The 23,061-nt window shown below is 71.1% G+C and carries 31 protein-coding genes; 25 read left to right on the top strand and 6 right to left on the bottom strand.

Annotated elements, in window-relative coordinates; all coding sequences use genetic code 11:
* Positions 1-42 precede the first annotated feature (42 nt).
* From ACFWMZ_RS03120 to ACFWMZ_RS03110, 3 genes are all read right to left on the bottom strand, one after another.
* A complete protein-coding gene (locus tag ACFWMZ_RS03120; RefSeq protein WP_383172677.1) occupies positions 43-1,083 on the bottom strand; it encodes a hypothetical protein in 1,041 nt (346 codons plus the stop codon).
* The gene (locus tag ACFWMZ_RS03115) at positions 1,074-1,718 is read right to left on the bottom strand and encodes a hypothetical protein (RefSeq protein ID WP_383172679.1); all 645 of its coding nucleotides are present in this window, start codon (positions 1,716-1,718) and stop codon (positions 1,074-1,076) included. The genes ACFWMZ_RS03120 and ACFWMZ_RS03115 overlap by 10 nt, the downstream gene beginning before the upstream one ends.
* 403 nt (positions 1,719-2,121) lie before the next feature.
* The gene (locus ACFWMZ_RS03110) at positions 2,122-2,622 is read right to left on the bottom strand and encodes an ATP-binding protein (protein ID WP_383172681.1); all 501 of its coding nucleotides are present in this window, start codon (positions 2,620-2,622) and stop codon (positions 2,122-2,124) included.
* A 128-nt stretch (positions 2,623-2,750) separates the two neighbouring features.
* Between ACFWMZ_RS03110 and ACFWMZ_RS03105 the strand changes: the two genes are divergently transcribed.
* From ACFWMZ_RS03105 to ACFWMZ_RS03055, 11 genes are all read left to right on the top strand, one after another.
* Positions 2,751-3,596 carry a helix-turn-helix domain-containing protein gene (locus ACFWMZ_RS03105; RefSeq protein WP_383199413.1) on the top strand — a complete coding sequence of 282 codons (846 nt, stop codon included), beginning with the start codon at positions 2,751-2,753 and terminating at the stop codon, positions 3,594-3,596.
* Complete coding sequence (locus ACFWMZ_RS03100; protein ID WP_383199318.1) at positions 3,593-3,796, top strand: DUF397 domain-containing protein; 204 nt, start codon at positions 3,593-3,595, stop codon at positions 3,794-3,796. The genes ACFWMZ_RS03105 and ACFWMZ_RS03100 overlap by 4 nt, the downstream gene beginning before the upstream one ends.
* Positions 3,744-4,070 carry a DUF397 domain-containing protein gene (locus ACFWMZ_RS03095; protein ID WP_383199316.1) on the top strand — a complete coding sequence of 109 codons (327 nt, stop codon included), beginning with the start codon at positions 3,744-3,746 and terminating at the stop codon, positions 4,068-4,070. Before ACFWMZ_RS03100 ends, ACFWMZ_RS03095 begins: the two co-directional genes overlap by 53 nt.
* A gap of 372 nt (positions 4,071-4,442) precedes the next feature.
* Positions 4,443-4,607 carry a hypothetical protein gene (locus ACFWMZ_RS03090; RefSeq protein WP_383199314.1) on the top strand — a complete coding sequence of 55 codons (165 nt, stop codon included), beginning with the start codon at positions 4,443-4,445 and terminating at the stop codon, positions 4,605-4,607.
* Between the two features lie 132 nt (positions 4,608-4,739).
* Positions 4,740-5,360 (top strand): hypothetical protein, encoded by a 621-nt coding sequence (locus ACFWMZ_RS03085; protein ID WP_383172688.1) that lies wholly within the window; start codon positions 4,740-4,742, stop codon positions 5,358-5,360.
* An 84-nt stretch (positions 5,361-5,444) separates the two neighbouring features.
* A complete protein-coding gene (locus ACFWMZ_RS03080) occupies positions 5,445-6,164 on the top strand; it encodes a hypothetical protein (RefSeq protein WP_383172690.1) in 720 nt (239 codons plus the stop codon).
* Between the two features lie 96 nt (positions 6,165-6,260).
* On the top strand, positions 6,261-7,208 hold the full coding sequence (locus ACFWMZ_RS03075) for a hypothetical protein (protein WP_383199312.1): 948 nt from the start codon (positions 6,261-6,263) through the stop codon (positions 7,206-7,208).
* A gap of 38 nt (positions 7,209-7,246) precedes the next feature.
* Complete coding sequence (locus tag ACFWMZ_RS03070; protein WP_383172694.1) at positions 7,247-7,549, top strand: WXG100 family type VII secretion target; 303 nt, start codon at positions 7,247-7,249, stop codon at positions 7,547-7,549.
* Complete coding sequence (locus tag ACFWMZ_RS03065; protein WP_383172696.1) at positions 7,549-8,844, top strand: putative T7SS-secreted protein; 1,296 nt, start codon at positions 7,549-7,551, stop codon at positions 8,842-8,844. The genes ACFWMZ_RS03070 and ACFWMZ_RS03065 overlap by 1 nt, the downstream gene beginning before the upstream one ends.
* Before the next feature lie 56 nt (positions 8,845-8,900).
* Positions 8,901-9,572: a hypothetical protein gene (locus tag ACFWMZ_RS03060; protein ID WP_383172698.1), complete on the top strand. Its 672-nt coding sequence runs from the start codon at positions 8,901-8,903 to the stop codon at positions 9,570-9,572.
* On the top strand, positions 9,569-10,117 hold the full coding sequence (locus tag ACFWMZ_RS03055; RefSeq protein WP_383199310.1) for a hypothetical protein: 549 nt from the start codon (positions 9,569-9,571) through the stop codon (positions 10,115-10,117). Before ACFWMZ_RS03060 ends, ACFWMZ_RS03055 begins: the two co-directional genes overlap by 4 nt.
* A 15-nt stretch (positions 10,118-10,132) precedes the next feature.
* On the opposite strand, the gene ACFWMZ_RS03050 is transcribed toward ACFWMZ_RS03055, so the two are convergent.
* Entirely contained in the window at positions 10,133-10,720 is a 588-nt protein-coding gene (locus ACFWMZ_RS03050; protein ID WP_383172702.1) for a hypothetical protein, read from the bottom strand.
* A 423-nt stretch (positions 10,721-11,143) separates the two neighbouring features.
* Between ACFWMZ_RS03050 and ACFWMZ_RS03045 the strand changes: the two genes are divergently transcribed.
* The 7 genes from ACFWMZ_RS03045 to ACFWMZ_RS03015 all read left to right on the top strand — a co-directional run bounded on the left by ACFWMZ_RS03045 (position 11,144) and on the right by ACFWMZ_RS03015 (position 16,877).
* Positions 11,144-11,833 carry an ISAs1 family transposase gene (locus ACFWMZ_RS03045; RefSeq protein WP_383199308.1) on the top strand — a complete coding sequence of 230 codons (690 nt, stop codon included), beginning with the start codon at positions 11,144-11,146 and terminating at the stop codon, positions 11,831-11,833.
* The gene (locus tag ACFWMZ_RS03040) at positions 11,818-12,105 is read left to right on the top strand and encodes a transposase (protein ID WP_383199306.1); all 288 of its coding nucleotides are present in this window, start codon (positions 11,818-11,820) and stop codon (positions 12,103-12,105) included. Before ACFWMZ_RS03045 ends, ACFWMZ_RS03040 begins: the two co-directional genes overlap by 16 nt.
* A 217-nt stretch (positions 12,106-12,322) precedes the next feature.
* Positions 12,323-12,598 carry a hypothetical protein gene (locus tag ACFWMZ_RS03035; protein ID WP_383199304.1) on the top strand — a complete coding sequence of 92 codons (276 nt, stop codon included), beginning with the start codon at positions 12,323-12,325 and terminating at the stop codon, positions 12,596-12,598.
* A complete protein-coding gene (locus ACFWMZ_RS03030) occupies positions 12,595-14,040 on the top strand; it encodes a hypothetical protein (protein ID WP_383199303.1) in 1,446 nt (481 codons plus the stop codon). Before ACFWMZ_RS03035 ends, ACFWMZ_RS03030 begins: the two co-directional genes overlap by 4 nt.
* Positions 14,041-14,182: 142 nt before the next feature.
* The gene (locus ACFWMZ_RS03025; RefSeq protein WP_383199301.1) at positions 14,183-15,568 is read left to right on the top strand and encodes a hypothetical protein; all 1,386 of its coding nucleotides are present in this window, start codon (positions 14,183-14,185) and stop codon (positions 15,566-15,568) included.
* Positions 15,565-16,269 (top strand): hypothetical protein, encoded by a 705-nt coding sequence (locus tag ACFWMZ_RS03020; RefSeq protein ID WP_383199299.1) that lies wholly within the window; start codon positions 15,565-15,567, stop codon positions 16,267-16,269. Before ACFWMZ_RS03025 ends, ACFWMZ_RS03020 begins: the two co-directional genes overlap by 4 nt.
* 20 nt (positions 16,270-16,289) lie before the next feature.
* On the top strand, positions 16,290-16,877 hold the full coding sequence (locus ACFWMZ_RS03015; RefSeq protein WP_383199297.1) for a hypothetical protein: 588 nt from the start codon (positions 16,290-16,292) through the stop codon (positions 16,875-16,877).
* Positions 16,878-17,174: 297 nt separating this feature from the next.
* On the opposite strand, the gene ACFWMZ_RS03010 is transcribed toward ACFWMZ_RS03015, so the two are convergent.
* Positions 17,175-17,345: a hypothetical protein gene (locus tag ACFWMZ_RS03010; protein WP_383199295.1), complete on the bottom strand. Its 171-nt coding sequence runs from the start codon at positions 17,343-17,345 to the stop codon at positions 17,175-17,177.
* Between the two features lie 384 nt (positions 17,346-17,729).
* On the opposite strand from ACFWMZ_RS03010, the gene ACFWMZ_RS03005 reads away from it, so the two are divergent.
* The 7 genes from ACFWMZ_RS03005 (at position 17,730) to ACFWMZ_RS02975 (ending at position 22,637) form a co-directional block, all read left to right on the top strand.
* Positions 17,730-18,341, top strand: coding sequence for a hypothetical protein (locus ACFWMZ_RS03005; RefSeq protein ID WP_383199293.1), 612 nt, complete (start codon positions 17,730-17,732; stop codon positions 18,339-18,341).
* 88 nt (positions 18,342-18,429) lie between these two features.
* Complete coding sequence (locus ACFWMZ_RS03000) at positions 18,430-19,017, top strand: hypothetical protein (protein ID WP_383199291.1); 588 nt, start codon at positions 18,430-18,432, stop codon at positions 19,015-19,017.
* Positions 19,018-19,310: 293 nt separating this feature from the next.
* Positions 19,311-19,613: a hypothetical protein gene (locus tag ACFWMZ_RS02995; protein WP_383172724.1), complete on the top strand. Its 303-nt coding sequence runs from the start codon at positions 19,311-19,313 to the stop codon at positions 19,611-19,613.
* The gene (locus ACFWMZ_RS02990) at positions 19,613-20,956 is read left to right on the top strand and encodes a hypothetical protein (RefSeq protein WP_383172726.1); all 1,344 of its coding nucleotides are present in this window, start codon (positions 19,613-19,615) and stop codon (positions 20,954-20,956) included. The genes ACFWMZ_RS02995 and ACFWMZ_RS02990 overlap by 1 nt, the downstream gene beginning before the upstream one ends.
* A 34-nt stretch (positions 20,957-20,990) precedes the next feature.
* Positions 20,991-21,374, top strand: coding sequence for a hypothetical protein (locus ACFWMZ_RS02985; protein WP_383172728.1), 384 nt, complete (start codon positions 20,991-20,993; stop codon positions 21,372-21,374).
* A complete protein-coding gene (locus ACFWMZ_RS02980) occupies positions 21,361-22,035 on the top strand; it encodes a hypothetical protein (protein ID WP_383172730.1) in 675 nt (224 codons plus the stop codon). Before ACFWMZ_RS02985 ends, ACFWMZ_RS02980 begins: the two co-directional genes overlap by 14 nt.
* Positions 22,032-22,637, top strand: a complete 606-nt coding sequence (locus tag ACFWMZ_RS02975) for a hypothetical protein (RefSeq protein ID WP_383172732.1) — start codon at positions 22,032-22,034, stop codon at positions 22,635-22,637. Before ACFWMZ_RS02980 ends, ACFWMZ_RS02975 begins: the two co-directional genes overlap by 4 nt.
* A 102-nt stretch (positions 22,638-22,739) precedes the next feature.
* Here ACFWMZ_RS02975 and ACFWMZ_RS02970 read toward each other — a convergent pair whose 3' ends face one another.
* The gene (locus tag ACFWMZ_RS02970; RefSeq protein WP_383172734.1) at positions 22,740-23,039 is read right to left on the bottom strand and encodes a WXG100 family type VII secretion target; all 300 of its coding nucleotides are present in this window, start codon (positions 23,037-23,039) and stop codon (positions 22,740-22,742) included.
* Between the last annotated feature and the right edge of the window lie 22 nt (positions 23,040-23,061).

Below are 23,061 nucleotides of genomic sequence, written 5' to 3'. Positions count from 1 at the left end.
CGGGTGGGAGATCCCGCATCTTCGCGAGATCTCCCCATCCCCTCACCGGTTGACGGACTGGATCTCTTCGACCACCACGTCCTGGTTGTTGCCGAACGCGCCGTCGGGCAGCGCCTGCTCCTCGGGCTGCCCGGTACCGGTCCACCCGATCTTCCAGGTGACCGTGGCGTTCAGGTCGTACGCGCTCTTCCCCGACGCGCGCAGATACGTCACGCCGCACGGCGGCTCCTGGCCCGCCTTGCCCTTGGCGTACGGCTCACCGACGCCCTTGTCGCCGTTGAGGCCGCACTGGCCGGAGGCCGGGTGCAGGGTGGCGTCCTTGGTGCCCGGGTCGATGGTCAGGGAGTCGGGGCGCGCGACCGTGGTGGCCGAGATGTTCAACCCGTTCACCGCGAGGGAGGCGGTGACCTCGACCGGCTTGAAGGTCGCCTGGTCCAGCCAGGCCCAGGTCGGCAGGTTCACCTTGCTCTTCGCCTCGGGCGCCAGGCTGACCTCGGTGTCCGGCACGTGTATCTGGTTGTAGGCGAGCTGGGCGAGGACCTCGGGGGTGATCGCGTTGGGGAGGTCGGGGGTTTCGCCGTTCTCGACCCAGGAAGGTGGTTCGCTGCACACTTGCGCGGCATCCTCCATCCAGCGGTCCTCGTCCCGTACCGCGACCCACCAGAGCCCTTCGTCGGACTTCTTGATGTTGTAGTTCTTGTACTCGCCGTCCTTGTAGTACTCGCGCGTCTGACCTGCCGAAGTCTTGGCGTAGCTGTGCTGACCCGGCATGTTCACCACGCTCTCGTACGTGGCCTCCATGTACTTGGCGAATTCTTCGGCCGTACGAGGCTCGTACCAGCAGGCCGGAGGCGTCCAGTCCCCGGCAGGGGCCATTCCGCCACTGGGCTTAGATCCGCCGCCTCCCCCGGTGGACCCGGTGTACCGGATCTGCGAGGTCAGGGTCGGCCCCTCGTTGGTGCCGGACGCCTCGAACTCCGAGGACGAGCCGGGGCCGACGGCCGCCAGGGCCGGAGCCGCGACCAGGGACAACGCCGCACCGGCCCCTATGGCCGCCAGTCGATATGTCGCTCTCACTCGCACTTCGCATCCCCCCGTTTCGAGAAGCCCTCCAGTGCCTGCCAGACGCCGTCGTCGTTCTTGCGCATCTGCATGGCGTAGCTGACGAGGGGGCTGTCCTCGGAAGTCTTGTCGACCTTGCCGGTCGTCCTGTTCTTGTTGAACGCCTTGCTCTCGTCCGCGCAGTACGACACACCGGCGCTCTTGTCGCCGGACAGCACCACGCTGGGCTGGTAGTACCGAATCGTCCCGGTGTAGCTCACGTCCTCGTCCAGCCATGCCTGGACCCATTTACCGGCGCTCACCAGGGCGTCTCCCTGGCGGTAGAAGGCGACCTTCGGGGAGTCGGTGTCACCCCGCACGATCGCGTCGCTCATGGCGTCCACGTTCTGCTCAAGGTCGGCGAGGATCGCGTCCTTGGTCTTGTCCCCCGTCTTCCAGCCCTCGAAGACGTTGTCGACGTCGTCGGGCAGGGTGATCTCCGGACGGCCGGCCGCCTTCGAGGGCTCCGCCGTCGGTGACTCCTTCTTGGTGCTGTCGCCCGTCTCCGCCCCCTCGATCGTGTCCTTCGAGGCGGACGGGGCCTCGTCGCTGCCGCAGGCCGACAGCACCAGGGTCGCGGCTGCGGCGAGCGCGAGGGACAGCGTGCGGCGGTTCACATTGGACTCCCGGGCGGAACAGGGGTGGGACAGGTGAACCGACGTTAGTGCTGGGCGCGTTGAAACTCCAGGGCTGTTTTTGCCATCAGGGGGTCTCACCGGCCCTTCTGCGCCGTCGACGCCGGGCGCCACGTGCGGCTCATGGGTGACCGGTGCCGGACGGCGGAGGCGGCGGCCCCACCCGGCCTGTGCGGTGGCCGTCGTGGAGGTGCACGAGGCGTCGGGTCTTCTCGTGGTGGCGCTTCATCCCGTACGGGGTCAGGACCGCGGCCACAGCCGAAACGGCGCCCACCAGCATCATCGTGGAGGCGGTACCGGCCTCTCGCGGAGCAGCCGCGCGCGAGTGAGGCAGCCGGCGCTGAGGAGGGCGGTCAGGGTGGCGAGGATCCGCCCGGCTGCCGGTTCAGCAGGTGGAGCGGGCGCGGACCGGGCCGGGGACCACGCGTTCCGCCCAGACCGTCTTGCCCGGTCCGTCCGGGCGGGGAGCGCAGCCCCAGCGGTCGGCCAGCATCTCGACCAAGAGGAGCCCGCGTCCGTCGAGGCGGTCGTCCGGGGCGTCGGGCGCGGCGGGTTCGGGCAGCCGCTCGCCCCGGGTGTCCGTGACCGCGACGCGTACCCGGGTCGTGTCACCCTCCGGCCCCGGCTCGGCGGTGAGGTCGAGGCGGAAGTCGCGGCCGGGGACGTGGCCGTGGTGGACGGCGTTGGCGCACAGCTCGGCGGCGAGCAGGGTGAGGGCGTCGTGGTCCCCGGAGCCGTACGGGACGCCCCAGGCCGCCAGCCGCTCCCCGCAGAGGAGGCGCGCGAGCCGCGCCCCGCGCCGGGTGGAACTGAAGCGCATACGGAAGTACGCGGTGGTGCGCGGGGGTTGGTTGGTGGTGAAGGGAGCACTGGGTTCGCTGATCATGGCCCCACGGTGACCCTCGGTGGCCTAGCGTGACCAGGGGTGACGCGCCGTCGCGAACCGCTTGTACGCGGGTTCGGCGGCGCCTGTACGCGGGTGCCACGGCGAGGGACGGTGAGGGTGACGTGACGCTGGACGAGAGCGGACGGGCCGAGGTCGAACGCAGGCCGGACGACGAGCCAGGAACGGGAGTGGTGGTCGCCTTCGGCAAGCAGTTGAAGGTGTTGCGGGAGCGGGCCGGGATGGACCGGCAGGAGTTCGGCAAGCTCGTGGGGTACGCGGCGCAGTCCATCGCCTCCTTCGAGCAAGGGCGCAGGATTCCGCAGCCGCGGTTCATCACCGAGTCGGACAGGGTTCTGGACGCGGGTGGGGTGCTGCTGGCCCTACGAGATGAAGTGGCCCGGGCGCAGTACCCGGCGTTCTTCCGCGATATGGCGCGGCTGGAGGCCGAGGCGGTGGAGCTGTGCGCGTACGACGCGTACGTGCTGAACGGTCTTCTCCAGACCGAGGAGTACATGCGGGCGGTTCTTGCCATGCGGCGACCGCTGCTGGACGACGAGACGATCGCCGTCCGTGTCAGCGGACGGTTGGCGCGACAGCAACTCTTCGACCGGTGGCCCGCTCCGCTGTTGAGTTTTGTGATGGATGAGGCCGCCGTGCGGAAGCCTTACGGCGGAGCTGATGTCATGCGCGGCCAGCTTGAGCAGATCCTTTTACTCGGCCGGAAACGCAACGTCGAGATCCAGGTCATGCCCTTGGACAGGGAAGACAACGCCGGTGTCGATGGTCCGTTCAAGCTGATCACTCGGAAGGCGGGAGAGCAGTTCCTCTACACGGAGGTCCAGGGAAAGAGTCACCTGCTGACTGACCGGCACGAGACTCACCTGGCGGGGGCTCGCTATGGAATTATCCGAGGTCAGGCTCTCAGCCCACGAGAGTCCCTAGGGTTCATCGAGAAGTTGTTGGGAGAGCTATGAACGCCGTAGACGGCCGGGCCACGGGTACCTTCGCGTGGTTCAAGAGCAGCTACAGCGGAGCTGAGGGCGGTGACTGTGTCGAGGTTGCCACGCTTCCCGCCACCATCCTCGTCCGCGACTCCAAGCAGACCGACGGCCCCGTCCTCGGTGTCAGCCGCGACGCCTGGAACGGCTTCGTCACCTCGGTCGCGGGCGACTGACACCCCCGACGTCCTCTCGCGCACCACGGCGACGCCGTCCATCCTGGATTCCCGGTGCCCTCCCCCATGGAGGCAGCATGCGAGTCCGAGGCGGCGTCGCCGCCGTGCCCGAGGCGGCCTGGTTCAAGAGCAGCCACAGCGGCGGCAGCGGCGGCGATGCGGAGAAGTCGCCGCCCTCCTCGTCCGCGACTCCAAGCACACCGAAGGACCCGTCCTCGGTGTAGGCCGTGCCGCCTGGACGAGCTTCGTCGTCTCGGTAGGGAGTGACCGGTAGGCACCCGGTGATAAGGACGGCAGAGCGCACCCGGGGGCCTCATGACCGACCGCCGACTGCCTACCCGGCGCCCGCCACGGCCACGGGCCGGAACGGGCCCGATCCGGCTCGCCGCCCTGTTCCACGGGGTGCGGAAACGGCCGGGCCGGGAGGACTTACTCGTCCTGCGGTACGCCCGGCGCGAGGCCCCGCCGGTCTTCGACGCGCCCAGCGAGCCGTCCCCGGCGCTGGCTGGCCGGCGCCGTACGCCGTGAACTCCCGAGCGGGCCAGCCGACTTCGAGGCAGCCGAGCTGCCGGACGGGCAGGCAGGGAGTGGGTGTGGTGACAGTTGGCCGCCGCCGCGCTCGCCGTCGGCCACGAGGACGAGGGCCGTGGGACGACTCACCGTCCGGCACGGGGGCCGCCTCGTCCCGTACTACGAAGTCCCGCCGGAGCGGAGCCTGTGGGCGGCGACCGGCTACAGCTCGTTCACCGAAGGCCCGCTCGCCCCGCTGGTGAACCGGGGCGACTTCCGCCGTGCCGCCGAAGAGCGCTGAGCCCCCTGCCCGTTCGGCGGGCGCCCACCCGGGCGCGGCGAAAGTGAGTACGCTGCCCGCCATGCCGACGGCCCCCACACTCCGCCGCCACCACCCGCCCGCGTCCTCCGCGCTCCCCACCGCGAGGCCGCGATGACCGAGGAACGCGCCCGCAGAAGGGCCCGCCTCGCCTCCGGGGAGCCGGGTCTGCTGGTCGAGCCGGCGGCCGACGCCAAGGTGCTCTACTCCGTCTTCACCGCCGTCCCGCTGGCCGTCGCCGTCTACGGGCTGACCGTGCAGCGCGACGCCCTCGGCGCCGTCGGCCTGGTCTTCCTCCTCATCGCCTTCGCCTGCGGCATCCCCCTGGTCCTGCTCGTCGCCGAGCGCCGCCGCGCCGCCGCACTCGTCACCGACATCCGCGCCGCCCGCCACGGCGCCGACCTGGGCCCCGAGTGCCACCCGGTCCGCGTCGGCCTCAACGAGCCCGGCGCCGCCCCCGGCTCCCCCTGGGACACCACCCCGCCGCGCGACGCCGTCCTCGCCGTGCGCGAGGGCCACCTCCAACTCCGCGCCGAGAACGGCGCCACGGCCGACATCCCGCTCCCGGAGATCCTCGGGGTCGTCCTCCTCCCCGCCGGACGCGGCCGGGCAGCCGCCGACCTCCACCTCCGCTCCGGCGAGGCCATCGAGCTGCGCACCACCCGCATCCGCCCCCTCGGCGTCGCCCTCTCCGAGGCGGGGATACGCGTCCTCTACGAGAACGTGGCGGTCTGACCTTCGGGCTCGGGGGCGGTGTCGGTAGGGTCGGCGGCGCCCCGGCGCCGGACCGCCGCCGGGTCCGACGACCGAGGGGGACGCGTGGCGTTCGGGACGAAGAAGGAGCCGGAACCGCCGGTGGATCCGGTGCCCTGGGCCGAGGTCAACCGCTTCGTGGTCGGCACCCTGGAACGCCCCGTCACGAAGAAGCGGCACCAGGCCGTGCGGGGCGAGCGGGCCGTCCGGACGCCCCGGGGCCGCAAGGGGTACGACCAGGTCTTCGCGCCCTGCGCCTACATCGCCTCCGCCGAGGAGACGGCCGAGCGCGTCCCGGGCGCGGCCTTCGCCCTGTTCGAGGACGCCGCGCTGGAGAGGCTGCTCTGCACGGTCGGCGTGCCCGGGGAGGAGGACGGGGCGCTGGCGTACCCGGTTTGCGACGCGGCCGGCGCCGAGGTCGGCACCGTACGCAGGCTCCCCGGCGGCGCCCTGCGGCGGCACAGCTGGCGGGTGACGCAGCCGGGTCGCCCCGAGATCACCGGCACCGGGGAACTCGCCCAGTACGGCCTGGCGGGGAAGGCCGTCACCGTGGGTCTCCACGCCACGTTCGCCCTGCTGGACAGCGCGATGCGCGGCGACGCGCGCGGGCCGAAGGCCAGGAAACCGCGTGAGCTGACCTGGTCGGCGGGCGAGACGACCGTGATGCACTCGGCGGGCAGCAAGGAGATGACCCTGCGGGCCGACTGGTTCGACCGCCGCCTCGCCTTCGCCTTCGCCCTGATCGGGGACGGATCCGAGCCCGACCGGGGCACGGCGGCCGGCTGACCGCTCCCCCGGCCGCCGCCCCTACCTGCCACGCCCCCCCAATTTCCTCCCGCCATACACACCCTCCACACATCGAATATGAGTACGCTGACCGCCATGTCAGCGAGCCAGGACCCCAGCGTCGCCCCGCAGTTGCTGCCGGTGAGCGGCGCCGAGCTGCGCCGTGACCCCGCCCTGCACGAGGCCGTACGCCGCGTGGGACAGCGGGTGGGCGTGGACTTCACGGACGACGAGCGGGTGCGGGAGGAGTTGAGGCGGGGGCGTGAGGCGCTGGCCGGCATGGGATCGGCCACGCTGGCCCCCAGCTGCCTCACCTTCGTGTTCCTGATCGTCGCCGGCGGCCTGGCGGTCGCCGACAAGATCTCACCCGGACTCTCCGTCCACCGTCCCGCCCTCCTGGCGGGTGCGGGCGTCTTCGCCGCTCTGGCGGTCGCCGCCATCGTGTGGGCCGTCGTGCGGGGGCAGCGGGCGCGCCGCGACCCGGTCTTCGCCGCGTACCGCGAGGTCCTCGCCCTGGCCCAGGCCCATGGCGTGACCCCGACCCACATCCCGGACTGGCTGGTGGGGAAGGCCAACGCGTCGAGCAAGCCCTGGTATCCGCTGCCCGAGGTCGCGCCCGTCAGCACGGCCCAGGGCGCGACCCCGCCATCGGCGCCGGCCGCCCCCCGCAGTACGGGCGACGTCCGGCCGCCGCGCAAACCGGCCGAGGTCACCGCCTGGGAGCAGACAGCGGACAAGGGGGGATGGCACGACGAGGTAGGCCTCCTGCTGGCGCTGGCCGGAGGCGGCGCGGCGATGTGGGCCTACTTCGAGGACGAACCGGTCGGCTACGCCGGGCTCGCCCTGGGCCTGGCCGCGGCGATCACGGTCTGGGTGGTGGGCTACCGGCAAGGGGCCCGCAAGAAGCGCGGCCGGCAGGCGGCCCTGCGCCACCTGGCGGACGTACAAGCGGCCCAGGCGGCCGGAGCGGCCGTACCCGAACTCTCCCCGCAGCTGCGGAAGCTGCTGGAGAAGGACGACGGATCGGACGCCCTGACGGGCTGACGGAACACCAGCGAGCGACGCGACGACGGGGGTCGTACATGGCGGACAGGGTCCGGGCGGATCTGGACATGATCAAGCAGTGCTCCAGAGACCTGAAGAAGATCCATGACGAGTTCGACGAGCGGGGCAACCCGGCCGAGGGGTACCAGGAGGACCTGGGCAGCGAGAAGCTGCGCGACGTCTTCGACGACTTCTCCGGCACCTGGAAGAAGACGCGCAAGAAGCTGATGGAAGACCTGAAGAACCTCTCCGAGTACACCCGTACCGCCGCCAAGACCTACGACGAGGTCGACAGCGAACTGGCCAAGGCCCTCCGCGACGCCAAGAAGGGCGGTAAGTGATGGCCAGGCGCCCCGCCGACTGGGACCCGATCCACGACGGCGACCCGATACCCGGCGACCCGTACGAGGTGGCCAAGCTCGGCAAGGACCTGCGGGACATGGCGGACGCCATCAAGGAGCAGTCCGCCGCGATCGACGCGCTCGCCACGGTGGAGGGCTGGGACAGCGACGCCGGCCGCGCCTTCCACGAGATCGCCGGTGACACCGCCGGCCGCCTCAAGCGGGCCTACGACCGCTACGACGAGGCGGCGACCGCGATGGGCACCAAGGTCACCGACGGCGCGAAGAACTACGCCAGCCAGCTCAACCGCGCCCAGGAGATGGCCGACAAGGCGCGCACCCGCGCGAAGACGGCCAACGAGAAGTACCAGGAGGCGCTGGAGAAGGTCGGCCCGCGTCCCACGGTGAAGCCGCCGGACGGCGAGCTGTCCGCCGCCGAGCAGAAGCGGTACGAGGAGCAGCGCGACGACAACTACGACATCGTCGTGGACTGCATGCGCGACGTCTCCGAGGCCAAGCAGATCCGCGACGACGCGGCCAAGGACGCCCAGAAGAAGATCAAGAACATCATCCACCACGACGGGGTGCGCGACCCCGGCGGCTTCATGAACTGGCTCGCCGACTGGGCCGACGGCCTCGCCAACCTCTCGGCGATCTTCTCGGTCCTCGCCGTGATCTGCGCGTTCGTACCGCCACTGCAGTTCCTCGCCCCCGTCTTCGCCGCCCTCGCCGTGATCAGCAGCGCGCTGGCGCTGGCCGGGCACGCGTACGACATGACGGCACGCGGCGGCGAGCTCAACCTCCTCAAGCTCGGCCTCGACGTGCTGGGCGTCATCCCGGGGCTCGGCGTCCTCAAGGGCTTCGGTGCGCTCAAGGGCCTGAAGGGGCTCGGGGGCGGGTTCCGCGGGGTGATGGGCGGTATCAAGGGCGCCTTCGGCGGGGCCGGGCGGGGCGCGCTCGCCGGTGTCGGGGAGAAGTTCTTCAACGGCATCGCGGTGAAGGCGGTCAACGGCATCCTCACCAAGACCGGCCGCGCGCCGCTCTCCGGCGAGGCGATCACCGGCGCCATCAAGGGCGCCGGGTTCATCTCGGCCGTGTACAAGATCGCCACCGGCAAGTCCGGCGAGTCGACCGGTGACCCCGGTGACAGCGGCGGGCCCGTGCCGGAGCCCCAGCCGGGTCCGGCCCCCACGCCGCCGCCGTCGCCGTCGCCGTCCGGGGAACTGCCCGACCTCGCCCCGACCCCGGTCCCGGGCCCGTCCCCCCAGCCCTTCCACGCGGCCCTCGCCGCCTGACCGCCGCACCTCGGCGCCGGAGCCCGTAGCTCCGGCGCCATGGCGCGGGGAGAGCCATGACCGCAACCGCTCCCGAGCACCGTCAGGCGACGGCCGCCACGGGTGAACGCCCCGTCCACGTCCGCTGGGTGATGCCCGAGGGCTTCTTCGAACTGCCCGCGCGGTTCGAGGACCCGGACGACCTCGCCGACCAGCTCCTCGCCCTCTCCGAGGAGGTGCTGCCCAAGGGCAGCGAGGAGATGCGCGTCCAGTGGGCGGTGATGGTGGCGGGCAACTACGACACCCTCATCGAGGAGGGCGTGCAGTACGCCGGGTTCGTCATCACCGAGGTCGAGGGGGAGCGCTGCTCCGCCGAACTCCACGTCGTCCTGCGGGACCTGCCCGGCCCGGTCGGCGACGATCCGGTCAAGGCCACCTCGAAGGCGCTGCGTTCGCTGGGCACCGGTGAGGTGGACCGGGTGAAGCTGGCGTGCGGAAAGGCCGTCTCGTGCATCGGCGTGCGGCAGACCCCGGTGAGCGGGGTGCTGACCGGCGGCGGGGCCGACACTCTGATGCCGACCTGGTTCATCCAGGTGCACCTGCCGCTGCCCAACGGGACCGTGGTGATCCTGGAGATGTCGACGCCCTCCGCCGAGGGCTGGGACGTCTTCTCCTCGATGTTCGCCGGCGTGGTCAAGAGCCTGCGGCTCTTCGACGACGAGGGCACTCCCCTGGTGACGCCCTGGTGAGCGACGCCCCGCCGGACGACTTCCGCCTCCTCGTCCCCCGCGACTGGTTCCGCATCGACCTCTGCCAGGACCGCTGGCGCCCCCAGCTGAAGCTCTACGCCGACCGCCGCGCGGCCGAGCACCGGATGTCCTCCGCGACCCGCGCCGAACTCTGGAAGGCGCTGCGCAACGTCACCGAGGCCGGAGTCGCCCGGGGCGCCCTGGAGATCTACCTCCGCGCGGACACCGCCGAGTCGGCCGTCACCCCGGTCTCCCTCCTGGTCTCCCTCATGGCGACCGGCGAACTCCCCGCCGACGGCGCGGACTCCCTCGCGGACCTGCTCGCCGAACGCCACCCGGCCGCGACGGTCACCCGGCCCCCGCACCCCGCGGGCCCCGCCGTCCTCGTCACCACCGCCGAATCCCTCGACCTGTACGTGGAGATCCCGGCCCGCCGCGGCTTCCTCCACCTCTCCTTCCGCATCCCGGTCAGCGGCACAGGAAGCCCGATGGGCGAACTGTGCCGGGCGATCGGGGGGTCGCTGCGGTGGAGGGGGGCGGGCTGAGGCGCAGGCGTGCGGTCAGGGGCCGAGGAGACCCGCGCCGCGCAGGACCTGGCGGTACTTCGCGTGGCGTCGGCGCGCCAGGAGGAGTCCGAGCCCCCACAGGACGAGGAAGAACAGCCAGACCGTGCCGCAGACCAGCAAGGCCGTCACGGTGAATCCGGTCTGGGAGAGCGGGATGAGCATCACCAGGGGCAGGACGAGAAGTTGCACGACTCCACGCCTGCGGTGGGACGCGGAGTGGTCGACCATGATGCGCGCATGCAGCAGCTCGACCTCCCGCCGAGCCTCCGGGAGGGGCCGCAGGCGGCACCCGCCGACACGCATCCCGGGCAACTGCCCGCCACGGAGAGCGTGGGGGAAGCGGACGGCGGACCGGGTCGCGCGCTCCACCGCGTCGGGTGTCCGGCGGAAGGCGAAGTACGGGTTCGGGCTTCCCCGGGGGGAATCCGGGGACAGCCCGTCATACCTGTACCCGTACTGCTCGGCGACGTAGGCGAAGGTGGCGAACCTCCGCCAGGACCACTGCAGATTGCGCGCGTCGTGCCGCTCGGCACCGCCCGAGCCGTCACGCAGCAACGCCTTGAGCTGCGGCCTCAGAAACATCGTCGCCTCCTTGGCGGGGTCAGGGCCGGTTCACGAGGTGACGCCCATCCTTCAACGTCATGAGGCGGACCACCTGCGTCACAGTTAGCTTCCTATCATCAGATGGAACAGGTGCCCCCACCGAACGGGCCGCGGCGCCGGTGATCTGGGAGGAGACGCTGACGTGGAGCTGGCGAGGTACCCGAATCTGGGGTTCGACCCCGCGCCGGGAGATCTGGAGACGGTGCGCCTGATGGTCTCGGCAGTAGGCCGAGTGGCGGGTGACAGTGGTACGGCACAGACTCAACTCAGCAAGATTGGCGCTTCGGACGGGATCTGGGTGGGAAGGTCAGCCGACACCTTCGCCCAATCCGTGGATGCGATCCCGCGGCGAACTTGAAGCCATCCGCCGTCGCGCGCCGGAGGCGCGGAATCCGTCACCCGGTGGGTGCGCTGATCGCTGTCGCGGTGTGCGCGGTGACGGCCGGAGCGCGGGGCTTCACGGCGATCGGGGAATGGGCCCGGGATGCCGGAGCGGGGGCCGTGAAACAGCTGGGGCTGGTACGGGGTTCGGTGGACGAGTCGACGCTGCGGCGCCTGTTCGCGAGGCTGGACGCGGACCGTCTCGACGCACTCCTGGGAACATGGGCGGCGACGAGGGCCGCGCTGGTCGCGGGTCGGCAGGTGATCGCGGTCGACGGCAAGACCGTCCGGGGTGCATGCGGCGGTGACGCCTCGGCCCCGCATCTGGTCGCCGCGTCGGCGCACGGGTCGGGAGCGGTGTTCGGCCAGGTTGCCGTGGGCGAGAAGAGCAACGAGATTCCCGCGGCCAGGGACTTGCTGGAGGCCCTTGAACTGGACGGGGCGGTGGTCAGGATGGACGCGCTGCACACCCAGCACGCCACCGCGGCACTCGTGACCGAGGCCGACGCCGACTACGTCCTGGCCGTGAAGGCGAATCAGAAGCCGTCGTACGCCCGGCTCAAGGCTGTGCCCTGGGCCCAGCTACCTGCCGTGGCCAGGACGGACCGCCGGCACGGACGCCGCACCACCCGCACCGTCAAGGCCATCGACGTGCCGGCTTGGACGACTTCACCGGGGCCGCGCAAGTCGCCCAGTTGCGGCGCACCGTGACCCGCAAGGGCAGGCGGACGCCCCCGGAGCTTCTGGCCGCATGGGTGCAGTCGCACTGGGAAATCGAGAACCGCCTGCACTGGGTCCGCGACGTCCCCTTCGACGAGGACCGCTCCCAGGTCCGCACCGGCAACGCTCCCCAGGTCATGGCAGGTCTCCGCAACATCGCGATCACCCTCCTCCGACTCCAAGGCCACCAGAACAGCGCCGCCGCCCTACGACACCACGCCCGCGGCACCGACCGCCCCGTCAATCTCTTCCTGAGCGCATGACCGAGGACTTTGTCGGGGCCCTGGCCCCTGCCCGGTCCTCCAACACATCCTCGCCGACCGCTCAGGCCTGCCCGGTCATCCCTCACCACCCAAAGCCCCCTGGCTGTCGGTTTTCGTACCCTACTCGCTACCGTCATGCCGAGACTGCTAGCACGTGGGGGGCACCATGGGGGATCAGGAAGCGGACATAGACCGCATCAAGGAGTGTGCGCGGGCCTTGAAGCGGGTCCACGGCACCTTCGAGAAGCGGGCCAACCCGGCCAAGGGGTACGGGATGGGCGAGATGGGATCGCAGAAACTTCTCGACGCCTTCGACGAGTTCGACAGCAACTGGAAGATCCGGCGGCGCAAGCTGATGGAGGAGCTGGACAAGCTCCACAAGATCACCAAGACGGCCGCCGACTCGTACGAGGAACTGGACTCCGAGCTGGCCCGCGCCCTGCGTGAGGCCGACAAGGAGAACGGCAAGGGCAAGAAGGGCGGCGGCTCATGAGCTCCCGCCCCGCGTCCCACCGCTGGGAGGTCGTCGGCGAGTCCTCCGATCCGGTGCCGGGCGACCCCGAGGACGTCGCCCGCCTCGGCCGCGAACTGCGCAAGACCGCCGAGGCGATCGAGAAGCAGGCGGGCGAGATCAAGGCGCTCGCCTCCGTCGAGGCGTGGAAGAGCAAGACCGCCGAGGAGTTCCGCGAACAGGCCGAGGGCGCGGGCGACAAGCTGCGCAAGGCCTTCCGCCGCTACGACGAGGCGTCGCAGGCACTCGGCACCACCGTCAACGCCGATGTGTGCAGCACCCAGTACGCCTCCGAGCTGGCCCGCGCCCAGAAGATGGCCGACACGGCGCTGAGCGACGCGGAGGCCGCCGACGAGGACATCCGCAGCGCGAAGAGCGCCCTCTCCGCGCAGCCCGACGACACCCCGAAGGACGACCCGGCCACCAAGCGCCACGAGAAGGCCGAAGAGAACGCCACCTCGGCCCTGAAGGCCGCCAAGGAGGCCGTGGCCAGCGCCAAGGGCATCCGGGACGCGGCGGCCAAGCGGGCCGCCGACGCCATCCACGACGTCATCGAGGACGACGGCCTCAAGGACGGCTGGAAGGACAAGTTCCAGAACTGGGTGCACGAGAACTCCGGGTGGTTGAAGGAGATCTCGAAGTGGGCGGGGAAGATCGCCATGTGGGCGGGGCTCCTGGCCCTGGCGGTCGGCTGGATCCCGGTGGTCGGCCAGATCCTGGCCGCCGTGCTCAACGCGGTCGCCCTGATCGCGAGCGTCACCGCCCTGGTGGTGGACCTCACGCTCTATCTGGGCGGGGAGGGGAGCCTGAAGTCGGTGATCCTGGACGCCGTGGGTGTGGCCACCTTCGGGTTGGGGCGGGCGGCGATCGCCGGGGGCAAGGCGGCTTCGGCGGGGGCGCGGGCGGTGGCTCGCACCAAGCTCTACCAACAGGCGATAGCCAAGGGGGCGAACGTCAACAAGGCATGGAAGGCCGCGAACAAGGGCGGCACCCAGGGCACCCTGCGCGGCAGCAAGCACGCCGACGCCATGGCGAATGCACCGAAGAGCTGGTTCCCCAGCAAGGCCAACCTCAAGGAGGGGTACAGCCCCAAGGCGTTCGCCAAGGACACCTGGGCGGACATGACGAGCTTGGGCCCCAAGCCCAAGGACATGGCGCTGCCGAAGTCGATAGGCGAATTCGATCCCTCCCTCGCACGCGCGGGCGCGGATCTGCGAGGCATCTCGGGAGAGGGCAGGGCGATCGCCGAGGTGGCAAAGGGAGGCAGCAACTTCACCGGAATGACCAGTGTGTGGGCGGGCTCCGCCCTCACCGGCACCCTGGCCGGTGCGGAGGGCGCGTACGGTGCGGTCACCGACACCACGGCGGGCGGCGAAGCGATGGGGAGCGACCTCAAGGACGTGGGAAGGGCCCTGGTCCCGTGACGGGTCGAGCGGGAGCCGCCGTGGACGGTGCGGGGAGGCTCTCGTACGGTGGTGCGGCAGTGCCTCTCCGCCCGCGACCTCTCCCCGGCCGATCCGGCCGGCGACGTCTCACCAGACCTCCTCACCAGTGAGTTCCTCAGCGATGTCCACCACCGACGCGGCACGCCTCCGCGACCGGCCCCGCACCGCGCCGGAGCCCGCTCTCCGCCCTGCGGCCGAGTCCGGGCCCGGGGTCGAGATCAGCGTCTGGTCACGGCTTTTTTTCGACGGCAAGGCGCTCGTCCTGCGCTCGCGCGGTTTCTTCGGCGAGCGCCGTGAGACGCGGTACCCGCTGTCGGGCCCACAGGGCATCAGCCGGGCGCTGCTGGTCTTCCCGGACGCCGAGACGGCCGGCCGTGAGCGCGGCGCCGGTGAGGTGTGGCTCCTGGACTCGTCGGGGCAGCCGGTGGGCCGACTCCTGCCGTACCAGTGGATTCCGGCGGGCGGGCGCTGGCTGAGCTTCGAGGAGGCGGTGCATCGCAGTGGGATGTCCGCTCTGTTCAAGGCTTGCGGGATCCCTGTCGACCGGACGACCCGTGACCGGGCCGACGCACCGCGCGAGCCGTGGTGGCGGGAGCTGACGCTCCTCCTCAGCCCGGGACCGGCCCTCCCTCTGTGGTACCAGGCGCTCCGCATCGCGGTGGGCGCCGTGTGGTTCCTCGCGTTCACGGTGCTGTACTTCTCCGAGGCGAGCCTGCCCTGGTTGATGCTGCTGGCCGCGGTGACCGCGTTCGTCGCCCCCGTGGCACGGCTGACGGTGCGGCGCGTCACCGCCCTGCGCAACCGTTCGGCCGCCCGCCTCGATCCGCCCCCGCTCGTGGAGGTCTCCCCCCGCCCCGGGCCACCCGAGGACGGCGGCGGGAGCACCGTGGCCACCAGACGTTTCGTCTCCCGGGCCGTCCTGCGGGTCTTTCCCAGGGAGCTGTCGGTGGTCGACCCGTACGGTGCCGACGTGCGCCGCGCCCTCTCCGGCCCTGCGGCGGCCGTCGCGCTGGTCAGAATGACGGGCCCCGACGGCAAGCCGGTCGGTGTGGAACTGCGGTACGCCTCCGGGGTCAGGGCGCCGATCGGCGCGTGGGCCGACTGGTTCGCGGGGCCGGGCGGGGAGGGGGCGTGGCACCGGTTCCGTCGCGCGGTGCCGCTGCCTTGCGAGGAGCGCAAGGTGAGCGCGGTAGCGCTTTCCCACTCGAGCCTCACCAGGGGCCCCGGCGCCGCGTTCCCCGAGCCCAGGGCGAAGGAGGCACGGCGTACCGCGCTCTTCCCGTGCAGTATCGCGGGGCGTCACTCCACGATCTTCATGACCGTCACCTCGGGCTTCTCCATCTGGTGGGCGCCGATCGTCCGCATCGAGTCCCCGGTCGCCGCCTGGACCTCCGTCCTGCTCGGCCTGTCCGGCCTCCTCCTCCAGTTCGCCCCCTGGTGCTGGCACCACCTACGCAGCCGCCTGTACTTCGAACGCCCCGTCACACGGAAGGACCAGGCCTCGTGAGCCTTTCCGAGGAGTCCCCGGCCGCAGTCCCGGCCCCCCGCGGCCCCGAGCAGCCCCGGGACTACCGGCTGCTCCTCCCCGACGGCTGGTTCCGCATCCCGCTGGAGCCCGAGGCCCGGGACCGGTCGGTGAACGCCCTGGTGGAGCAGCAGTTCGAGGGCGTGGACAACGCCCCGCACGTGAAGGAGGAGATCCGTCGCGACCTGCGCAAACGCGCCTCCAAGGCGTACCGCAACGGCGGGGTCGAGCTGTACCTCAGCCTCCAGCAGGCGGGCCCCGTCACCGTCCCCGCCTCACTGCTGGTGACCCTGGCACCGCTGCCGCACCGGGGCGGACTGCCCCTGGAGGCACTGGCGCAGCGACTCTTGGAGACGAAGCACACCGTTGAGGTGGGCGTGGGTGAGCTGCCCTCCGGCCCCGCCGTGCGGGTCATCAGCAAGCAGCGCGGGCCGGTGGACGAGGAGACGGGCCGGTCCGACATCTCGGTCGGCGTCGACTACCACCTCCCCGTCCCGGGCGTCGAAGCCTTCCTGCTGCTCTCCTTCTCCACTCCGCTCGAACCCCTGGAGGAGGCGATGACCGGCCTCTTCGACGCCGTGGCCGACACCTTCGTCTGGGTGGGCGCGGGTACACGGGACAGTGCCGACGACGAGAAGTCCGACGAAGAGCGACCGTCCAGCTCCACGCCGTCGGACGCGTGAACAGAAAGGACCGACCGCTGATGGACATCTCCGACCTCGGTGTGAACCACCACGAGGACTGGGTTCCGCTCCCTGACGTGGCACCGCCCTTCAGCCTCGACGCCTGGGCCGAGGGGACGGCGGCGGAGATCGCCGCGCGTTACGCGGCCGAGGGCGAGCAGGCCGACGTGAAACGGCTCTCGCGCGACCTGCGCTCCGTCGCCGAGGAGAGCGCCACCCGGGAGCCGCTGGGAGCTTTCGCCTGGTACGTGAGCGGCTTCAACACCTCGGTGGGTCTGGTCGAACTCAACACCGTCCTCCCCGACAAGACGGCCCCCGAGGTGACCCCTCAGTGGATGGCCGAGCACTTCGCCTCCCACGACTTCGGCCCGCCGGAAATCGAGTACACGGACCTCCCCCTCGGCCCCGCCGTCCGCATCCGCCAGAACATCATCGGCGAGAAGAAGCGCCTCTTCGGCTCCCGCCCCGTCATCCGCACCCTCGCCTACGGCGTCCAGCCCAAGGGCGAGAAGGGCCTCCTGGTCCTCACCTGCTCCTGGACCGAACCCGTCCTCGACGAGCCGATCACGGCCATCGTGGAGAACATGGCGCAGTCGCTGACGCTCTGACCGACAACAGTCTGCTCCCCGATACAAGGGCTGCCTCCATGCCCGGCCCTTTCCCTCCCGGCCTGAGAAATGCGATCACCCATGTCCCGTGTCGACGCGATACCCGCTCACAGCCCCGGTCTCGTCCGGGAGCCCGCGCCACGTCCGGTGGCTCTCAGCGGCCCGGGGGTCGAACTCAGCCGCTGGGCCCGGCTTTTCACGGACGGCGACGCACTCGTCCTGCGCTGCCGCGGCTTCTTCGGTCAGCGTCGTGAAGTGCGGTACCCGCTCTCCGGACCGCACCGGATCAGTCGAGCGCTACTGATCAGCCCCGATGCCGACACCGCTCGTTCGTATCCGGGCGCCGGTGAGATACGGCTCCTCGACCCCGCCGGACGACCGGTGGCCCGCCTTCTGCCGGACCGGTGGCTTGTCTCCGGTCGGCAGGAAGTACCGATCGATGAGGCACTGCACCGCAGCGGTGCTCACGCTCTGCTCCACGCTGCGGGAATCCCCGTGGAAAGGGCGAGCAGAGCCGACCTGGCGTTGCCTCGTGAGTCCCGATGGCGCGAGCTGTCGCTCGTTCTCGAACCAGGGCCGCAACTACCCTGGTGGTACCAGGCACTCCGTGTGACGGCGGGATGTCTCTGGCTTCTCGCCACGAGTGTGCTGATCTTCTCCGACAGGGGCATGCCCGGCTGGGTGCTGTTCGCGGCGGTGACCGCGTTCGTCGCCCCACTGGCACGGCTGCTCGTGCGCGCCGTGACCGCCCTACGGAACCGTTCAGCGGCCAGGCTCGATCCCCCGCCCCTTGTGGTGATCTCACCTCGGCCCGCATCTCCTGCCCCGGGGGAGGCGAGCGCCACGCCCACCGTGCGGTTCGTCTCCCGAGCAGTGCTACGGGTCTTCCCCGGCGAACTGTCCGTGGTCGACCAGTACGGTGCCGACGCCCGCCGCCCCCTCACCGGGCCCTCCGCACCACTAGCACTGGTCCGGCTGGTCGGCCCCGACGACCGGCCGGTAGCCGTGGAACTGCGCTACACAACCGGGCCGAACGAGACGATCGCCGCCTGGGCCGACTGGTTCGCAGGTCCGGGAGGCATGACTCAGTGGCAGGAGTTCTGCACCGCCACCGGGCTGCGCTGCGAGGACCGCAAGGCGAGCGGCAAGGCGATCGAGAGGTGGGGACTGGCACGGAGCGCCTACTCGGCGCGCCCCGCGCCCGACGCGAAGTACGCGCGCCGGGAGTCACGTTTCCCCTCCAGCGCGGCGAAGAACTCCTCGTCGGCGTTGACGGCCATCGGATCGTTCTTCTCCCTCCAATTCGCCACGACGGTTACCGACGACGCCCCAGGCATCGCCAGGCTCGCCGTCCAGCTGGGCGTGACCGGCCTCCTCCTCCAGTTCGCCCCCTGGTGCTGGCACCACCTGCGCAGCCGCCTGTACTTCGAACGTCCGGTTTCCTGGAAGGACCAAGCCCAGTGACCCAAACCGCGCAGCCCCGGGACTACCGGCTGCTGCTCCCCGACGGCTCCGCGCCGTCGGACACGGAAACAGAAAGGACCGACCGCTGATGGACGTCTCCGAACTCGGCGTGAACCACCACGAGGGCTGGGTCCCGCTCCCCTACGCCGACCCGTCCTTCGACCTCGGCTCCTGGGCCGACCGGACGGCGGCGGAACTCGCGGCCCGGTACGCCGCCGACGGCCAGCCGGCCGACGTCAAGCGGATCGCCCGCGATCTGCGCGCCGTCACCAAGGACAGCGCCACCCGGACGCCACTGGGCGCCTTCGCCTGCTACGTGAGCGGTTTCAACGAATCGGTGGCGCTGGCCGAGATCGACGCCATCCTCCCCGACAAGACCGCGCCCGAGGTGACCCCTCAGTGGATGGCCGAGCACTTCGCCTCCCACGACTTCGGCCCGCCGGAAATCGAGTACACGGAGCTCCCCCTCGGCCCCGCCGTCCGCATCCGCCAGAACATCATCGGCGAGAAGAAGCGCCTCTTCGGCTCCCGCCCCGTCATCCGCACCCTCGCCTACGGCGTCCAGCCCAAGGGCGAGAAGGGCCTCCTGGTCCTCACCTGCTCCTGGACCGAACCCGTCCTCGACGAACCGATCACCGCCATCGTGGACAACATGGCACCGACCTTGGTCCTCTGACCAGCCCCGCCCCTCTCCCCAACGCCTGTGCTCCTGGGACGACTTCGCCCTCGACGAGGTGCTCGTCCCGATGGTGGACGAGATGGCGGAGAGCCTGACGCTCTGAGCGGGTCTCGTCCCGTCGGCCCGCGGCTTCGCCCCACGCCCTCTTGCGCAACAGCCACGACCCGGGTTCGATCCACTCAACCGCCCTTTTCTCGCGCCCTGTCCGCCCCGGATCGGCCGAGGCACGCGAGGAGGGCGGCAGGGAGCGTGCCGACGCTCCCAGGTGACGGGGGAAGGGGTGGACCGCCATGGCACGGGACTCCGACGTGATCGTCAACGTCGACTTACTGGTGGAGTCGGAGAAGGCGTTGAAGGGCATCGGCAGAGCCCTCCGCAATCTGGAGAACCGCCGCGACGACATGCGGAACGACTGGGGCCACGACCGGCTCTCCGACGCGATGGACGACTTCGTCGACAACTGGGACGACCGGCGCGCCAAGATGATCGAAGGTGCCAAGAGCGTCCAGAGCCTGGTCAAGAGCACCATCGCCGGCTTCACCGGCGCGGACGCCGAACTCGCCCGCGAACTGCGCAAGGCGGCCAAGGGCTGATGGCGCCGCCCAGGACCCGCCGCACCGACTGGCAGCCCCTCTCGGACACCGACCCGGTCCCCGGCGACCCCGAGGCCGTCCGCGACGAGATCAAGCACCTCACCAACGTTCGTGAGGAGCTCGACGACCAGGCCGACCGCCTCAAGGGCATCCGCGACGACGACGAGCTGCGCGGCAAGTACGCGACCACGCTGAAGGAGGAGGCCGAGGTTCTGGAGGGCCAGCTCCGGGACGTGGCCGACCGGTACGGGCGTGTGGTCGTCCCGCTCGGCAAGTGGGCGGACGAGCTGGAAGGGTTCCAGACCGAGGCCGACACGATCTGCAAGAACGCCGCCACCCGCCAGGAGGAGATCGAGGCGGAGGACAAGGCGGCGAAGGAGAAGAGCGCGGACCCGGCCCCGACCGACCGCGAGAGCGACCCGCTGCGTGGCTACCGCACCGACCTGGCGAAGGTCTTGTCCGAGCGGGACACCCAGGGCAACAAGCGGGCCCGCGAGATCCGCGAGGCGATCAACAACGACGGTGTGGAGGACTCACCCTGGGACGACCTGATCGGCTGGGTCCACGAGAACGCCGACTGGATCAAGGTGGTCATCGACGTCATCGGGTGGGTGGCCACGGCCCTGGCGATCGTGGCGATCTTCATCTCCCTGCCGGGTGTCGGCCTCGCCCTCCTCCTCGCCGGGATAGTCGTCGTCGGCACCCGCCTGCTCCTGGTCGCCTCCGGCGACGCGAGCTGGATGGACGTGGCCATCGACTCGTTCGGCCTGCTGACCATGGGCGTCGGCCGGGTCGGCCTGGGGATGCTGCGAGGGGCCAGTACCGCCGCCCGCTCCTCCGCCCGCTCCGCCCGGCTGGTCTCGGGAATGCGCACGCACCGAGGGGTCATGGACGAACTGAGGAACGCCCTCGCCACCACCCAGGGCGGCGCCTTCACCAGGAACGGCCTGCGGGACGCGATGAACCAGGTCCGCAGGGGCATCCTCGACGACGCCGCGAACGCGGCCATCAACCCGGGCCCGGTCAGCAACGCCACCCGCCTCCTCCACCTCGGGGACGAGGAGGTCGCGAGCCTCGCGGCCAACGTCGCCAGGAACGTGGACGCGCTGCCGCAGGCCGTCAGCTCCGGTACGCAGGCGGCGGCGCGCGCGGGCCAGGGGCTGGCGCAGGCCGCCGCCTGGGGCGGCCTCGCCGTCGACCTGGGGGACAAGTCGCTCGGGCAGAGCGACGCCTTCGCCGCCCTGCACAACGCCGTGCCGGCTCTCCCGGACAAGCCGTTCCTGGAGCCGTACAACACGTGGAAGGGCGAGACCTGGCGGCCCCCGATCAGCAACGCCTGGTGACTGTCGTGCCGGCCCCACCGCGGAGAGAGCTCCCATGCCCTACATGCCCGAGCGCGCGATCCCCCAGGTGGCCCGTCCGGTCCGGAACCTGGCGCGCCTGTGCTGTGTGGCGCCCGTCGTCGGGGCCGTCGGCTACGTGATCCTCGGCCTGCTCACCCCGTCGCTCGCGGAGTGGTACGTGGGGGGTCACCGGGTGCTGGTCAGCGCCGCCCAGCTCACGCTGCTGGTGATCCTGGTGCGCCACCCGTGGCGCCGCACCCGCCCCGAGGGGCTGACCTGGGTGCTCGCCATGTCCTGGATCCTGTTCCTCCCGGCCCTGGTCACCGGCTACTGGCCGGGCGTCCTCGCCGCCCCCGGGGTACCGCTCCTCGCCGGTGCCCTCGCCCTCGTCGAAAGGAACCGCGATGCCCGCCCCTGAAGGCGCCCCCGCGAGAGGTGAGGGGACGGCGGCCACCGACGCCCCCGCCGCCTCCCCCACCGGTTACACCCTCATTCCGCCCCCTGGCTGGGAGTTGATCCCGCTGCGCGAGGGCACCGAGGAGGCCCTGCGCGCCCTCGTGGACGGCGCCGTGCGCGATCTCCCAGAGGAGCTGCCGCGGGACCGGCGTACGGAGGCCCGGATGGCGCTGCACAAGGAGTTGCACCAGGCCGTCCGCCAGGCCCGCGAGGCGCACGCCCACTCGCTCTACCTGCCGGTCCGGCGGGTGCGCGGGCACCTGCTCGCCGCCTCCTTCGTCGTCTCCGAGCGGCTGCGGGCGCCCGGCTCCGGCCCCCGTGACGACCTGGTGGCAGGTCTGCTGCGCTCGCCGGGCGCGGGCCGCGAGGCGGAGGCCACCGAGGTGGACGGGGCGCCAGGGGTGCGCACGGAGGGGGTGGTCGCGGCCGATCCCGCCCGGGGCGTGGAGCACGACTCGCGCCACGTCGACTACGTCTTCCCGGTACCGGGACCCGAGGGGGGCCGCTGGGTGACGGTGTCGTTCAGCGTGCTCACCGGCGAAGGGCCGCACGGCGAACTCGCCGACGCTCTGGTGGGCCTGTTCGACGCGGTGATGACCACGTTCCGCTGGAGGTACGCGTGATTTTCCTGGAGTCCGGTGACGAACACCCCAACTGGGTCCTGCTGCCCGCGACCTGGCCGAGCGAGCGAGCCCGCAGGAGCTTCGCCAGGACCGTCTCGCAAGGGATGTGGGAACTGAGCGGCCTGGAGTGGGGGCGCCACGAGCGGCGGGCGCTCGCCGGTGCGGTGGAGAACTTCGCGGCCGACCTGCCGGGGACGGTCGAGGCGGACCGGTACTTCCTGTACGTGGACGACCCGCGGCTCGTGCCCCTGCCGTTCTGGGCGGTGGCCGTCCCCTCGGAGGGCGACGCCGAGGAGACCCTGCGGACGGTCGCCCAGGCGTATCTCCCCTCGCCCGTGCGGGAGACCGAGGTCGAGGCGGTGAGCGGGCGGATCGGGCCCGGGGTGCGCGGGATCCGCTATCGGGGCACCGGTGAGGGCACGCTCATGGTGACGCTCACCTACGCCTGGCGGTCCGCCGAGTTCGGCAGGGACGTGATGCTGCGGACCGTCTGCCACGACCCGGCGCGGCTCGCCTCGCGGCTGGAGGAGCTGGACGAGGTCGCGGCGGGGCTGTGGCTCAACCCCACGCCGGACCGGACCGCCCCGGACGCTCGCAGCTGACCGGCCCCCACCTGCCGTACGCCCCCGGGCAAGCCGGAAGCCCCGGCTTCCCGGGGGCCGGGAAGCCAGGGCTCCGTGCTCGCGGCAGGCGGCGCGTCCGCCTTACTTCTTGGCGGACTTCGCCAGCTCGTCGTCGATCTGCTCGAACTTGTCGGCGGCCATGGTCAGGTAGTCGCCCATGCCGTCCAGACCCTCCATGGTCTTCTTGGCGCCCTTCGTGAAGTCGTCGAAGTTCTCGTCGAACGCCTTGGACGAGCTCTTGGTCACGTAGCCGGACTCGACCAGGTTCGAGATGTACTTGCGCAGGCCGTCCAGCTTCTCGTTGAGCTTGTCCTTCTCCTTGACGACATGCTTGGCCGCATCCCGCATGTCCTGGTATGTGACGTCAAGGTCTTTGGCCATGAGGCGCTCCCCTTTTCAACTC

Origin of the sequence: Streptomyces sp. NPDC058373, from assembly GCF_042723275.1 — a bacterium.
Taxonomy (GTDB): domain Bacteria; phylum Actinomycetota; class Actinomycetes; order Streptomycetales; family Streptomycetaceae; genus Streptomyces.
Note: the sequence above shows the minus strand (reverse complement) of the source record. Positions and strands in the feature narration are given on the sequence as shown.